Here is a 13,089-nt window from a genome sequence, read left to right as displayed (position 1 = left end):
TTGTATCACCTCTGGCGCGCTCACTTATTTTCTCAAGATGTTGACAAGCAATGAAGCGACGGATGTCACGATGCCGATGAACGAGAACCAGATGGTGGTGCTGCTGCCTATCGCGGAGTTCTTGGCCTTGACCGAGTTGGGCTCCACATAGATAATGTCGTTCTGCTGCAAGTAATAATAGGGTGAGTTGAAGAGGTTGCCGTCGTTCAGATTCAGGCGGTGGGCTTTCTTTTCACCGTTTGCATCCTCGCGGATGAGCAGTACATTGCCGCGCTTGCCATAGATGGTCAGGTCGCCGGAATAGGCCAAAGCCTCGATGATGCTCATCTTCTCGGTGGTGACTGGAACCACTTTCGGCGCTCCCACCTCACCGATGACGGTCACCCGATAGCTCGACATGCGCACCGTCACGATGGGGTTTTCCTTGGCGTTCAGGTAGGGGCGCACCTTGCTGAGAATCATGTCTTCGGTCTGTGTCTTCGTGAGCCCGCCCACGTGCAGCTTGCCCAGCACCGGGAAATTAATGTCTCCATTGTTGTCGACCAGGTAGCCTTGCAGCGAGCCTACGCTCGTGGAGAGCTGGCCGGAAGTGCCCACCGTGTTACTCACTGTCAGGTTGAAAGGGGCCGATGCCTCGGGATTGGTGGTCAGTACAGTGATGGTAAGCTCGTCCTTCGGCATAATCTTGGCATCGTAGAGACCACGGGAAGCGGCCAGGCTGATGGAATCAATGTTCTGGAAATAAGCTACTTTTTTACTCCCCGAACAACTGCCCATGGCCATAATCACTGCCAAGAGGACAAAGGGAATCAATAATTTCTTCATGCGTAAGCGACTGTTATAACTTAAATTTCTGCAAAATTAATACTTATTTTCGGAAGCAACAAATAAATGAAACGAAAAGTGCTACCCGCTTTTATAAAAGGAACGCGTGCGGGGATAGGCCGGCCCGTGCCGGCACTCCCCGCACGCGGAGGGGCGGTTAATAGAACTTGAAGTAGCGGCGGGCGTTGTTGTAGGAGATGTCCTCCACCATGCGGGCCAGGGTTTCACGGTCGTCGGGCAGCAGTCCGTTCTCCACATCGTTGCCCAGCAGGTTGCAGAGCAGCCGCCGGAAATACTCATGACGCGGATAGCTCAGGAACGAACGGCTGTCGGTGAGCATGCCCACGAAACGCGAGAGCAAGCCGAGCACCGAGAGGGCGTTGAGCTGACGGGTCATGCCGTCCAGCTGGTCGTTGAACCACCAGCCAGAGCCGAACTGAATCTTGCCGGGCTCCGATCCGTCCTGGAAGTTGCCGAGCATGGTGGCTATCACCTCGTTGGCACAGGGATTGAGCGTATATAATATGGTACGCGTGAGCTTCTTCTCCATGTTCAGCTCGTTCAGGAAGTGGCTCATGGCGCGTGCCGTGCTGAACTCGCCGATGGAATCGAAGCCCGTGTCGGGGCCGAGCTGGTTGTACATCAGCGTATTGTTGTCGCGGATGGCTCCGTAATGGTACTGCTGTGTCCAGCCGGCGGCATGGTCCATCTCGGCACTGTCTTTCAGGAAAGCGTGCTTGTACTGCCGCACTTCCTCGGCCGACAGCTGCAGTCCGCGCAGGGCTTTGGAGAAGATGGTCTCGATTTGCGAGTCGGTGTAAGTGTCGTCGTAGAACTCCTCCACGCCGTGGTCGGACAGGCGGCAGCCGTTCTCGGCAAAGAAGTCGTGGCGTTTTTGGAGCGCGTCCACCATGTGCTTGTAGCTGTCCACCTCTACCCCACTCACCTCGGAGAGCTGCTTCACGTAGTCGGCAAAATCAGGCTTTTCGATGTTCATGGCCTTGTCGGGGCGCCACGCGGGAATCATCTTGATCTCGAATCCGCTCTCCCGCGTGGCCTTGTGCCAGCGCAGGTCGTCCACGGGATCGTCGGTGGTGCACACGCATTCCACGTGATAACGGCGCATCAGCCCACGGGCCGAATACTCGGGCTGCGTGAGTTTCTCGTTGCACTCGTCGTAGATTTCGCGCGCCGTTGCGGGCGAGAGCTGTCGGGTGATGCCGAAGGCCGTCTTCAGTTCCAGGTGTGTCCAGTGGTAGAGCGGGTTGCGAAACGTGTAGGGCACGGTCTCGGCCCACTTCTCAAACTTCTCCCAATCGGTGGCGTCGCCGGTGCAAAAGCGCTCGTCCACGCCGTTGGTGCGCATGGCCCGCCACTTGTAATGGTCGCCGCCAAGCCACAATTCGGTGATGCTTCTGAATTGATGGTCCTCGGCCACCATCTGCGGCACGAGATGACAATGGTAATCAATGATGGGCATCCGGGCCGCATGCTTGTGATAAAGGTCCTGCGCCGTAGCTGTGTCGAGCAGGAAGTTCTCATCCATAAACTGTTTCATCTTCTGCGTTTGTTTTAATATTGAAGTGTGTTGTTTCTGCAAAAATAAGACAAAATATTTGAATTCTCAAGGTTTTTAACTATATTTGCACAAAATATCGAGTACCAATGAACAAGGTCTTACTCATCTATACCGGAGGCACCATCGGCATGGGGCAGAACGCTGTCACGGGGGCGCTGGAGCCCCTCGACTTCAATCACTTGGTGGAGTCGATGCCCGAGTTCAGGCTTATCAAGACCGAAATCGACGTTTACCAGTTCACTCCCCCCATCGACTCCAGCGACATGGCCCCCGACAAGTGGGCCAAGCTCGTGCGTATCATTGCGCGCCGCTACGACGCCTACGACGGATTCGTCATCCTCCACGGCACCGACACCATGGCCTACACGGCTTCTGCCCTCTCGTTCATGCTCGAAAACCTTACCAAACCCGTCATTCTCACCGGCTCTCAACTGCCTATGGGGCAGCTGCGCACCGACGGCAAGGAGAACCTGGTGACGAGCATTGAGCTGGCCGCGCTGAAAGATTCGCAGGGCCGCGCCCGCGTGCCCGAGGTGTGCATCTACTTCAGCGGGCGCCTCATGCGCGGCAACCGGTCGACCAAAATCAATGCCGACGGCTTCCATGCCTTCGACTCTTTCAACTACCCCCACCTGTGCGACGCGGGCGTGGACTTCGTCTTTCACGACCACCACATCCTCAAGCCCGACTTCGGCAAGCCCATGACGCCCCATCTCACGCTGGATCCCAACGTCGTGGTGTTCAGTCTTTTTCCCGGCGTGCAGGAGCACATCGTACGCAATGTGCTCCAGGCCAAGGAGGTGCGCGGCATCGTGATGCGCACCTTCGGCAGCGGCAACGCCCCGCAGACGCCCTGGCTCATGCATGCCCTGCGCGAGGCGGCGCGGCGCGGCATCGTGGTGGTGAACATCAGCCAGTGCGTGTCGGGCAGCGTGGAGATGGGGCGCTACGACACGGGCTACCAGCTCAAGGCGGCCGGAATTGTCTCGGGTTACGACTCCACGGTGGAGTCGGCCGTCACCAAACTCATGTTCCTGCTGGCGCGTCACAGCACACCCGCCACCATCCGCAACCTCATGGACCGATCGCTGGCCGGAGAGATCAGCCGCTGAACCCCCGTGGGCCGGAGCATCGATACGCCCCGACCCAAACGCAAACGGGTCGTGTGCCTCAGCCCACGACCCGTTTGTCTGTCTACAAAAAACTTATTTCTTGAAATAGTCCTTCACTGCTTCGTTGAGAACCATCTGCTCGGCGAAAGTATAAGCACCCGTCTTGGGGCTCTTCACCATCTTGATAACTTTTGAATATGCGCGACCATCCAACGAACCTTCGTGGAGAGAGGCGACCGCTTTCTTTGCCATAGTCTATGAATGTCTATAATCTAACGTTAGCGAATAAACCCCGATTACTTGATCTCCTTGTGGAGCGTCATCTTCTTCATGATGGGGTTATACTTCATGAGCTCAAGGCGCTCAGGACTGTTCTTGCGGTTCTTGGTGGTTACATAGCGGCTTGTGCCAGGCAGACCGGAGTTCTTCATCTCCGTGCATTCCAGCACAACCTGCACTCTATTACCCTTAGCTTTCTTTGCCATGACAATTATTCTCCTATAACTTTAATGTCTTTCCAGTCGCAATAGCCCTTGGCAACGGCCTGCTTGAGAGCTGCGTCAAGGCCTTTTTTATTGATAGTACGAAGACCAGCTGCGCTGACCTTGAGCGAAATCCAGCAGCCCTCCTCAACGTAATAGAACTTCTTATGGAAGAGGTTGACGTCAAAGCTTCTCTTCGTGCGGTGCTTTGAGTGAGACACATTACAACCTATCTGTGCCTTCTTTCCTGTGATCTGACAAATCTTAGACATTGCTATCTTTGTTTTTGTTTTCGATTGTGATACTTATTCCAAACAGGATGCAAAATTACAATTAATTTTCAAATCAGCAAAATATTCCCCTGAAGAAATGCCGTTTTTAAGTTATTTTACAGTTTATGAACGGCTGCGTGGAGTCCATCAGCAAGTGCAAGGTTAGGCCTTTTTGTCGTTTTACAATTTATGAGCAGCGTGTGGAGCCTCTTTATCTCTGCGGCTCTGCGTGCAAAACCTCACGCACTTGGCATCGGGTCTCACGCAGAGCCGCAAAGACAAGGAGACGAAACATATACGCGGCGACCTGCCCGCGCCCTCCTTTTCTCCGCGCCACTGCGTGCAAAGAAACAGCCATGCTCCACCCGCGAAACCGCAAAAGCGGAAGCCTTGTTCCACAGCGGGAGCAACCGATAGCCAGCCATCGGCCCGACTCCACGCCGCAGACGCAAATCTTCCACGGTGTAAACGCGAGGCGATAACACCGCAAACGCGGGCCCTCCACACCGTAAACGCGAGGCGATAACGCCGTAAAGAAAACGCGGCAAAACCATCGTCGCGGGAGCATCCCCGCCCAACGCCCCACCTGTGCCCAATGTTTCCACCGCAGGGGCCGGCCTCCGCGCCGGGCCGACGGCTACTGCTGCACGCCCGCCTGGCTCATCAGCGCATCCACTTCGCGCAGCCAGAGGGCCGAGACGGCATCGGAGGGCATGCGCCAGTCGCCGCGGGGACTCAGGCTCACCGACCCCACCTTGGGCCCGTCGGGCAGGCACGAACGCTTGAACTGCTGGTTGAAGAACCGGCGGCAGAACGTCTGGAGCCAGTGCAGGATGGTTGCCTCGTCGTAGATGCCGGCCCCGCCGTCGGCCCGACTGGCCGGCGAGGACGAGGCGGTGCCGGCAGCAGCGGCCGCCGAAGCCCCGCCGCCGAAAGCCTTCCGGGCCAGCAGGAAGATCTTGCGCGGACTGAAACCGTGGCGCAGGAAGTAGTAGAGGAAGAAGTCGTGCAGCTCGTAGGGCCCCACGAGATCCTCGGTTTTCTGCCGGATGTTGCCCTCGTCGTCGGCCGGGATGAGCTCGGGCGAGATGGGAGTATTGACAATATCGAGCAGCGTGGCCGCCGAATCGGTGTCCATCTGCCCTGCCACATGGCGCACCAGATGCAGTACAAGCGTCTTGGGCACGGAGGCATTGACACCGTACATCGACATGTGGTCGCCGTTGTAGGTGGCCCATCCCAACGCCAGCTCCGAGAGGTCGCCCGTGCCCACGACCATGCCGCCCAGCTCGTTGGCCAGGTCCATCAGTATCTGCGTGCGCTCGCGGGCTTGCGCATTCTCGTAGGTCACGTCGCGTACGGCGGCGTCGTGGCCGATGTCCTCGAAGTGCTGCGTCACGCTCCGCGCGATGTTCACCTCGCGGATGGTGACACCCAAGCTCTGCATCAGGCCGACGGCGTTGCGGTAGGTGCGGTCGGTGGTGCCGAATCCCGGCATGGTGACGCCGACGATGCCGCGGCGGTCGAGCTGCAGCCGGTCGAAGGTCTTCGCGCAGACCAGCAGCGCCAGCGTGGAGTCCAGGCCGCCGCTGATGCCGATGACCACCGTGCGGGCACGGGTGTGAACCATGCGTTTGGCCAGTCCCATCACCTGAATGCTGAATATTTCGTCGCACGAGGTCTCCATGTCGGCGGCCCCGGGGATGAACGGCAGGGGCTCGACGGCCCGCTCCAGCACGAAGTCCCTGGGTTGTGTGGCCTCAGCCTCGACGGTTGTCACCTCCTCGTTGCGCATGCGCCGCTGGGCATTGGCAAAGGTGGTATTGTTGCGTCGCTCGCCGCGCAACCGCTCCACATCGACCTGTGCCGTCTGCATCTGGCTCTTCAGGGCGAAGCGCTCGCCCTCGGCCAGCAGCCGACCGTTCTCGTAGATGAGGGCGTTGCCGCCGTAGACCACGTCCTGCGTACTCTCGCCGAAGCCCGCGCTGCTGTACACATAGGCCGTGACCGTGCGCGCGCTCTGCTGTGCCAGCAGACTTTTCAGATAGGCGTGCTTGCCCGTGAGCTCGTCGCTGGCCGAAAGGTTGAAGACGATGTCGGCCCCAGCCAGGGCCAGATGGTTGCTCGGCGGCGTGGGGGCCCACACGTCTTCGCAGATTTCCACGCCGAAGACGGCCCCGTCGCAGGTGCGGAAGAGCTGGGGCGAGGCCGTGACGTGCACGCTGTGCCCGGCCAGCCGGATGGTGGCGGGGCGCAGGTCCTGCGAGGAGGCGAACCAGCGTTTCTCGTAGAACTCACCGTAGTTGGGTAGGTAGGTCTTGGGCACCAGGCCCAGTATCTTGCCGCGCTGCACCACGGCGGCGCAGTTGAGCAGCAGGTCGCCCACGGGCACGGGCAGGCCCACGATGGCGATGATGTCGAGATGACGGGTGAAGTCGAGCAGCTGCAACAGGGCGTTCTCGGCCGCATCGAGCAACAGCTGCTGGCGGAAGAGGTCCTGACAGGAGTAGCCCGTGAGGCTCAGCTCGGGGAAGGCGATGACCTCCACGCCCTGCCCCTCAGCCTGAACGATGAGCGACTCTATCTCTTTGAGGTTCTGCACGCAGTCGGCCACCTGCACGGTGGGCACGGCACTGGCCACTTTGATGAATCCGTATTTCATGTGATGGGTATTTTTCTTTGGAGTTAAGGAGTGATGGAATGATGGAGTGATGATGTCCAAGGAGTTAGGGAGTTAAGACGTGATGGAGTTAAGACATTACAATAAGGCCGTGATTGCTGCTGAATCCATCGCAGTTGCATGACCATTTGTCTTGACTCCATCACTCCTTAACTCCCCAACTCCTTGAAAACCACGCTCCATGGGCCCTTGAACTCCTCTCTATTTAATCGTCACCTGCGTGGCCCCGTAGCCATATTCCTGGAACGAGGCGTCCTGATAGGTGTAGCCTTTGTACTTGTAGGTGAGTGCATTGATGAGCGCGCGGCGCAACACGCCCTCGCCCTTGCCGTGGATGAAGATGAGCTTCTGCCCGTGGCGGGAGGCATACTGGGCCATCGTGTCGTGGAAAATCTTGAGCTGATACTCCAGTATCTCGCCGGGCTGCATGCCCTGCGTGGTGTCGAGCACCTCGCCGGCATGCAAGTCTACGACGATGGCATCGTCGAGACCGCGGTGCCGCATGTAGGGCGAATGCCGCTTGTCGCCCCTGCGCTGGTCGTCGGCATAGCGGCCCGGCAACGGCCCGCGCTGCCCGGACGCGAGGGGTGCGGCCGACTGCGAGGGCTCGTCCTCACGTGCACTGCGGTACATCTCGCGCTTGAGCTGGCGTGCGTCGACCACGAGCGGGCGGGCCGGACTGTCGTTCTCGACCACGGCATAGAGCAGGGCCGGGGTCTCGAAGAACGCACTGTCCTCAAAGGTGTGCGCCTTGTAGAAGCGCAGCGGGTCGATGCGCAGTGTCACGTCGACGGCCGGCTTGCGTACGAAAGGCTTGTCGCGCTTGTAGGCCACAAGCTGTACGGCCACCTGCGAAAGATGGTTAATCTCCTCGCGGCCAATCTCTTCCACGAAGATCTTTGTGTTGGGTTCCACCTCGGCCTGGGCCCTGAGCGTCCAGCTGTTGCCCTCGGCAGCGAGGTAGGCGAACTGCATGTGGTAGTTGCTGTCGTTCACAAAATAGACCTCGAAACGGGGGTTGGCCAGCTGCTTGGCATCGAGCGGCACAAAGGCCAGCCAGGCCGAGAGCCGGTTGCCGCCCTGCCGTTCCTCGGCCTTGGGGCGGAAGGTCACCTCGCGGGAGTCGTCCACGGTGTCCTCCACGGTCATGTCCACCTCCTCGTCCTGGCCCTCGCGCATCATGGCCTTCACCGAGCGGCCGCCCCGGCTGAGCGGTGTCTCCTCGGCGTGCCGCTCCTGGGCCTCGGCCCTGCGGTTGATGAGCGTGGCCGTGCTGTAGTCGTCGGCACTCACCACCACCACCTCGTTGAGGGGCGTAGGAATCTGGAAGCCGTCTTCGTCTTCCACCAACACGAGGTTCTTGCCCTTGAAACCGGCGACCTTGCCGCCGCCCGTCTCACTGAGAAATCTCACTTTGTCTCCTATCTTCATAGACTTTGAATGTTGAACTTTGTGGTTTGAACTTTGAGGTTGCCGGCCTCAGGGGATGAGCAGACTGGAGTCGCCGTAGCTCAGGAAGCGGAAGTCGTGGGCCAGGGCGTAGTCGTACACGCGCCGCCAGTCGCCGCCGAGGAAGGCGCTCACCAGTAGGAGCAGCGTGCTTTGGGGCTGGTGAAAGTTGGTGACGAGCATCTGCACCATCTTGTAGGCATAGCCCGGCGCAATGATAATCTGGGTGCTGGAGTGCAGGGCTTCGAGGCCGTCGCGGTCGAGATAGTCCAGGATGGCCTGGATGGCACGCCGCGGCGACACGGGCTCGTCGCCGGCCATCACCAGGCCGTCGGCATTGTGGGGCAGGTCGTAGGGCTCCCACTGGCCCACGTGCAGGTCGGCCTCCGCGGCTCCGGGACGGAGCAGCAGCTTCACGCCCATGTAGTAAAGGCTCTCCAACGTGCGCACGCTCGTGGTGCCCACGGCGATGGCACGGCAGCCGTGGGCAAGCAGCCGCTCGAAGGTGTGGCGGTGCACCACGATGTATTCGGTGTGCATGCTGTGGCTTTCAATCTCCTCGCTCTTCACCGGTTTGAAGGTGCCGGCGCCCACATGGAGCGTCACCTCGTCGCGCACGATGCCGTGGGCGTCGAGCGCCGCCAGCACGTCGTCGGTGAAGTGCAGCCCGGCCGTGGGGGCGGCCACACTGCCCTTGATCTTGGAGTAGACGGTCTGGTACGTGGTTTTGTCGCTCTCCTCGGTGGCGCGGTTCAGGTAAGGGGGGATGGGCAACTCGCCCACCGTCTCGAGAATCTCGGCAAAGCTCACCTGGGCATTGTCCCAACCGAAGTCCACCCAGTAGTTGGTGCCTCCGCTCGTCTGGGCGGCGCGGTCGCGGTCGATGGTAGCCGTGAGCGTGAGGTGCCGGCCCTTGACGTCGAAGTCGCGGCGCAACGGGCCCTCTTTCCACTTTTTCAGGTTGCCCACCATGCAGAGCCAGCTGCACCGCCCCGTGGTCTGGAACATCTGTTCGTAGTCTGCGGGCTGGGCGGGCTCCATGAGAAACACCTCGATGAGTGCGCCCGTCTCCTTGCGAAAGTGCATGCGGGCCTGGATAACGCGCGTGTTGTTGAACACCATCAACGCCCCTTGAGGCAGATAATGGGGCAGTTGGCAAAACACGTCGTCGGTCAGCTCGCCGTGGCGGTAGACCAGCAACTTGCTGTGGTCGCGCCGGGCCAGGGGAAACTTGGCTATGCGCTCGTCGGGAAGATTGTACTGATAATCGGTAATGTGAATGTGTTTTGTATCCATGTGTCAGGTGTGCACCCTAATAAGGCAGCGTGGCCAGGGCCGCAAGCTGCACGGCAGCCAGCGTACCTACGACGACCATCATCACCACGTCGATGTCGGCCATGCTGTAGCCCGTGCGGGTGTACTGCGAAGAAATGTAGTTGATTTTAGGGGTGAGGCGGAAGTAGACGTGCGTGAACACCGCGTAGCTGGCCACGCCGCTGAGCACGCCCCAGAGCAGTCCGCAGAGGATGTCGCTGGGATAGTGCACGCCGAGATAGAGGCGTGTCCAGCAGTTCACCAGCGACCAGAGCATCATGACGGCGATGAACAGCCGGTCGCGCACCAGCAGACTGAAGAACACTGCCAGCGACATGGTGTTGGCCGCGTGAGCCGAGAAGAAGCTGAAGCCCGAGGCACGATAGCCGTCGACAATGCGGACGGAGTATTTCATCACGGGGTCGAGAGCCGGTCGCGGCCGCGCCACGAGGGGCTTCACGATGCCCCCGTCTATGCCGCCGGCCAGCAGCAGACAGAGTCCGGCACAGCACACCACGAGCAAAATCTGGGCCATCGTCTCGTTGTTCTTGATGACCAGATAGAGCAGAGCCAGGTACAACGGTATCCACGTGAGGCCCGAAGTGAGCAGCATGGCCAGCCGATCGACGAGCACGGAGTCGCTGCCGTTGAGGCCCTCCAGTATCAATCGGTCGAGGGCGGCGAGGTCTTCCCATATCATGGCGGTAGGCTTTGGGTGTAGAATCTGTTAAATGGCCTCCAGCTGGCGGGCCGGAATCCAGCCCTCACGACCGTCGGCCAGACGGATGCCGCGCCAGGCGGGAAGACTGGCGTCGGTCACGTCAACGCGGGTTCCCTCGTGGAGCACAAAGGCCTCCTGCGCATTCTTCACGGGCGTCTTCCTGACGCTTACGCAGGGAGTCACGATGATGGCGCCGGTGCGGCTCTCGAGCGCGCGCTTCTGGCTCCAGCCAAAGAGGGTGGAACAGAGGAATGTCAGCACAAACAGCACACCGCCGAAGAAGCCCACCTTGCGCAAGGCAAGCCGCGGAGCGAAGAGGTAGGCCAGCATGAGCAGCAACGCCAGCACGACGGACGACACGCTGACCGTGGCCCAACGATCCACGCTGGTGAAGTTGACTAGGCTTCGGTACCAGGTCGCGAAGACGGTCTCGCCCTCGGGCGTAATCTTGTCGATGGTCTTGGAGCGGGCAAACTGCAGGTTGAAGCGGATGTCGTCGTCGCCCGGCGAAAGCAGCGAGGCCCGCTCATAGGCCAGGATGGCCTGTGTAAGATTGTCGGAACGATAGTAGGCATTGCCCAGATTATAGTAGAGTTCGGCCGACACGCCGCGGTGCAGCAGCTCCCTGTAGTCGTCGATGGCCTGCTGAAAATTGCCCTTGCGGTATGCCTCGTCGGCGTCGCGCTTGGTAATGGCCGAAGCCGGCAACGTCAGAACGGCCAGCAACAGCCACAGCAGCGTGGCCCGGACAAGGGCTCCCACACGATGATGGATGTGCAGATTTGTCATGACTTGTGTTTCTTTTGGGTCTTCTTCATCACGTCTTCGGTCTCGCTAATGGCCGTCATGGCCGTGGCAAAGGTCTTCCCCATGTTGCCCGACGGGTCGCCGGGAGCATAGCGTTCGTACTCGCACTCGTCCAGTGCGGAGAGGAATTTGCCGATGGTGGCCTCGTCCACGTCGCGTGCCGCCAGGTTCTCGGCGATGTTGTCGCGCGAGAGTTGCTCCACCGGCATGTTGAGTTTGTAGCCGGCATAGTCCCAGAGGGCCCGCAGCACCTCGTCGTAAAACTCGCCGCTGCGCCCACGAAGCATGAGCTGCCGCGCCTTCTTCAGCCGGCGGCGGGCAATCTTGTCGGCTTTCTTGAGCCGCATTTTAACGATGTCGGCATTGTCGATGGCCCGCTTGCGGAAGACCACAAGCAGTGCCACAAAGGCGGCAAGGGGCAGGAGCAGGCAGAGCCAATAGGTGGTGCTGGCAAAGAAAAAGTCGTTCACCGGGTGCAGTTTCACGTCGCCAACCTTGATGGGGCGGATGTCATTGTCCTCGGGTGCAGCGTAGCTGGCTTTGGTGGTGGAGCCGTCGCCCTTGCCGACTGTCAGCTGGAAAGACTGCGTGCGAAGCGTGCGATAGGCGTTGGCCTGCGTGTCGTAGTAGCAGAATTCCACGCTGGGGATGGTGTAGCGGCCTTGGTTTCGGGGCACGGCAAGGATGTCGTAGATCATGTTTCCCTCCACGCCGTTGGCCGTGAGCTTGGTTTTGTCGGTGACCTTGGGGTCGTATTTGTCGAAGCCCTTGGGGAAGTTCGCCTCGGGCTGACGGATGAGTTTGAGGTTGCCCGTGCCGCCCACGACCACGCGCAACGTCACGGGGTCGCCGGCTTTTACCTCGGTCTTGCTCAGCTGGGCCGAGATATTGAACCGCCCTACGCCGCCCGAGAAGTTGGCCGGACGCTGGGGCAGCGGGTCCACTTGGATGGTAAGACCCGGCGCCTCAATGTTGCGCTTCACCTCCACATAGCCCGAACCGCCGTTGAAGAAGGCCTCGAAAGGATCGACGGAGCGGTTCTGCTGCACCACGATGCCCTTGAAAACGATGCTCGGAATCTGGAGACGGCCCGTCATCTGGGGGTACATCACGTACTGGCTCCACGTCACAGCCTTGTAGTTGCGGCCGTTGACGTTCTCCATGTGAAAGCTCTTCTGCTGGGGCAGCGGCACTTCCTGGGTGTGGAATCCCGTGAGGTCGGGCATCTTTCCCTCAAGTTGCGTCAGGTCGACGAGGGTGTAAACCTTGTAGGTCAACAGCACGGGCTCCTGCTCATGCACGCGTCGTTTGTTGGCCGATACCTTGATGAACAGGTCGTTTCCCGAGATGCGCGAACCCGCGCTGCGCAACTGAGCCTCGTCGTCATTGTCCTGGTGCATCTGCGGTGCACCGTTGCTGTTGGGACGGGCATGGCCCGACACCGTAATCTTGACCGCCCGCGAGGCCACCGTGCGGCCGTTGATGCGGGCGTGGGCGGCGGGAATGGTGTAGGTGCCGGTCTTGTCGGCGTAGAGCGTATAGGTGAACGTGATCGACGAGGAACTGCTCGTATGTCCGTTCACCATCTGGTAACTTGACTGCTGCGAGGTGTAGGGGCCCGCAATGACTTCGAGTCCACTGGGGATGTTGCCGGCGCGGAAGTCCTCCACGTCCTGCGTGTTGATGGTGTAGGCCAGCCGGAAATTCTCACCCGCCGACACGCGCGCAGGGGCCGACACCGTGATTTGCGCCCGCAGCGGAAGCGTGCCCCACGCCATGGCAACCGTGGCAAGGAGCATATATAATATAAGGTGGGGGATGGGCTGTAAGCGATTTTTTACCATATTC

At 59.9% G+C, this 13,089-nt stretch carries 12 protein-coding genes; 1 reads left to right on the top strand and 11 read right to left on the bottom strand.

The window, feature by feature from the left end; translation table 11 throughout:
- Positions 1 to 24 precede the first annotated feature (24 nt).
- Both PREDE_RS11440 and uxaC read right to left on the bottom strand, forming a co-directional pair.
- Positions 25 to 825: a polysaccharide biosynthesis/export family protein gene (locus PREDE_RS11440; protein WP_005847581.1), complete on the bottom strand. Its 801-nt coding sequence runs from the start codon at positions 823 to 825 to the stop codon at positions 25 to 27.
- A 157-nt stretch (positions 826 to 982) separates the two neighbouring features.
- The gene (uxaC, locus tag PREDE_RS11435; RefSeq protein WP_015310509.1) at positions 983 to 2,383 is read right to left on the bottom strand and encodes a glucuronate isomerase; all 1,401 of its coding nucleotides are present in this window, start codon (positions 2,381 to 2,383) and stop codon (positions 983 to 985) included.
- Positions 2,384 to 2,490: 107 nt separating this feature from the next.
- On the opposite strand from uxaC, the gene PREDE_RS11430 reads away from it, so the two are divergent.
- A complete protein-coding gene (locus PREDE_RS11430; protein WP_005847584.1) occupies positions 2,491 to 3,516 on the top strand; it encodes an asparaginase in 1,026 nt (341 codons plus the stop codon).
- Positions 3,517 to 3,609: 93 nt separating this feature from the next.
- Here PREDE_RS11430 and PREDE_RS13600 read toward each other — a convergent pair whose 3' ends face one another.
- From PREDE_RS13600 to PREDE_RS11390, 9 genes are all read right to left on the bottom strand, one after another.
- A complete protein-coding gene (locus PREDE_RS13600) occupies positions 3,610 to 3,768 on the bottom strand; it encodes a DUF4295 domain-containing protein (RefSeq protein WP_005847585.1) in 159 nt (52 codons plus the stop codon).
- Between the two features lie 44 nt (positions 3,769 to 3,812).
- Positions 3,813 to 4,001, bottom strand: a complete 189-nt coding sequence (gene rpmG, locus PREDE_RS11425) for a 50S ribosomal protein L33 (protein ID WP_005847586.1) — start codon at positions 3,999 to 4,001, stop codon at positions 3,813 to 3,815.
- Positions 4,002 to 4,006: 5 nt separating this feature from the next.
- Positions 4,007 to 4,270 carry a 50S ribosomal protein L28 gene (rpmB, locus tag PREDE_RS11420; RefSeq protein WP_005847587.1) on the bottom strand — a complete coding sequence of 88 codons (264 nt, stop codon included), beginning with the start codon at positions 4,268 to 4,270 and terminating at the stop codon, positions 4,007 to 4,009.
- Positions 4,271 to 4,907: 637 nt separating this feature from the next.
- The gene (locus PREDE_RS11415; RefSeq protein ID WP_005847589.1) at positions 4,908 to 6,932 is read right to left on the bottom strand and encodes an NAD(+) synthase; all 2,025 of its coding nucleotides are present in this window, start codon (positions 6,930 to 6,932) and stop codon (positions 4,908 to 4,910) included.
- A gap of 219 nt (positions 6,933 to 7,151) precedes the next feature.
- Positions 7,152 to 8,381, bottom strand: coding sequence for a DUF2027 domain-containing protein (locus tag PREDE_RS11410; RefSeq protein ID WP_005847590.1), 1,230 nt, complete (start codon positions 8,379 to 8,381; stop codon positions 7,152 to 7,154).
- A gap of 48 nt (positions 8,382 to 8,429) precedes the next feature.
- Positions 8,430 to 9,695, bottom strand: a complete 1,266-nt coding sequence (locus PREDE_RS11405) for an S-adenosylmethionine:tRNA ribosyltransferase-isomerase (RefSeq protein WP_005847591.1) — start codon at positions 9,693 to 9,695, stop codon at positions 8,430 to 8,432.
- 16 nt (positions 9,696 to 9,711) lie between these two features.
- Positions 9,712 to 10,413 (bottom strand): phosphatase PAP2 family protein, encoded by a 702-nt coding sequence (locus tag PREDE_RS11400; protein WP_005847592.1) that lies wholly within the window; start codon positions 10,411 to 10,413, stop codon positions 9,712 to 9,714.
- 27 nt (positions 10,414 to 10,440) lie between these two features.
- Positions 10,441 to 11,223, bottom strand: coding sequence for a tetratricopeptide repeat protein (locus tag PREDE_RS11395; RefSeq protein WP_005847593.1), 783 nt, complete (start codon positions 11,221 to 11,223; stop codon positions 10,441 to 10,443).
- Positions 11,220 to 13,085: a BatD family protein gene (locus PREDE_RS11390; RefSeq protein WP_244879151.1), complete on the bottom strand. Its 1,866-nt coding sequence runs from the start codon at positions 13,083 to 13,085 to the stop codon at positions 11,220 to 11,222. The genes PREDE_RS11395 and PREDE_RS11390 overlap by 4 nt, the downstream gene beginning before the upstream one ends.
- Positions 13,086 to 13,089 lie beyond the last annotated feature (4 nt).

It is taken from the genome of Prevotella dentalis DSM 3688 (assembly GCF_000242335.1).
GTDB classification, from domain to species: domain Bacteria; phylum Bacteroidota; class Bacteroidia; order Bacteroidales; family Bacteroidaceae; genus Prevotella; species Prevotella seregens.
Note: the sequence above shows the minus strand (reverse complement) of the source record. Positions and strands in the feature narration are given on the sequence as shown.

Bases quoted from the DNA above. Each gene is read 5' to 3' on its own strand.
- PREDE_RS11440 (WP_005847581.1), bottom strand. From the start codon at position 825: ATGAAGAAATTATTGATTCCCTTTGTCCTCTTGGCAGTGATTATGGCC.
- uxaC (WP_015310509.1), bottom strand. From the start codon at position 2,383: ATGAAACAGTTTATGGATGAGAACTTCCTGCTCGACACAGCTACGGCG.
- PREDE_RS11430 (WP_005847584.1), top strand. From the start codon at position 2,491: ATGAACAAGGTCTTACTCATCTATACCGGAGGCACCATCGGCATGGGG.
- PREDE_RS13600 (WP_005847585.1), bottom strand. From the start codon at position 3,768: ATGGCAAAGAAAGCGGTCGCCTCTCTCCACGAAGGTTCGTTGGATGGT.
- rpmG (WP_005847586.1), bottom strand. From the start codon at position 4,001: ATGGCAAAGAAAGCTAAGGGTAATAGAGTGCAGGTTGTGCTGGAATGC.
- rpmB (WP_005847587.1), bottom strand. From the start codon at position 4,270: ATGTCTAAGATTTGTCAGATCACAGGAAAGAAGGCACAGATAGGTTGT.
- PREDE_RS11415 (WP_005847589.1), bottom strand. From the start codon at position 6,932: ATGAAATACGGATTCATCAAAGTGGCCAGTGCCGTGCCCACCGTGCAG.
- PREDE_RS11410 (WP_005847590.1), bottom strand. From the start codon at position 8,381: ATGAAGATAGGAGACAAAGTGAGATTTCTCAGTGAGACGGGCGGCGGC.
- PREDE_RS11405 (WP_005847591.1), bottom strand. From the start codon at position 9,695: ATGGATACAAAACACATTCACATTACCGATTATCAGTACAATCTTCCC.
- PREDE_RS11400 (WP_005847592.1), bottom strand. From the start codon at position 10,413: ATGATATGGGAAGACCTCGCCGCCCTCGACCGATTGATACTGGAGGGC.
- PREDE_RS11395 (WP_005847593.1), bottom strand. From the start codon at position 11,223: ATGACAAATCTGCACATCCATCATCGTGTGGGAGCCCTTGTCCGGGCC.
- PREDE_RS11390 (WP_244879151.1), bottom strand. From the start codon at position 13,085: ATGGTAAAAAATCGCTTACAGCCCATCCCCCACCTTATATTATATATG.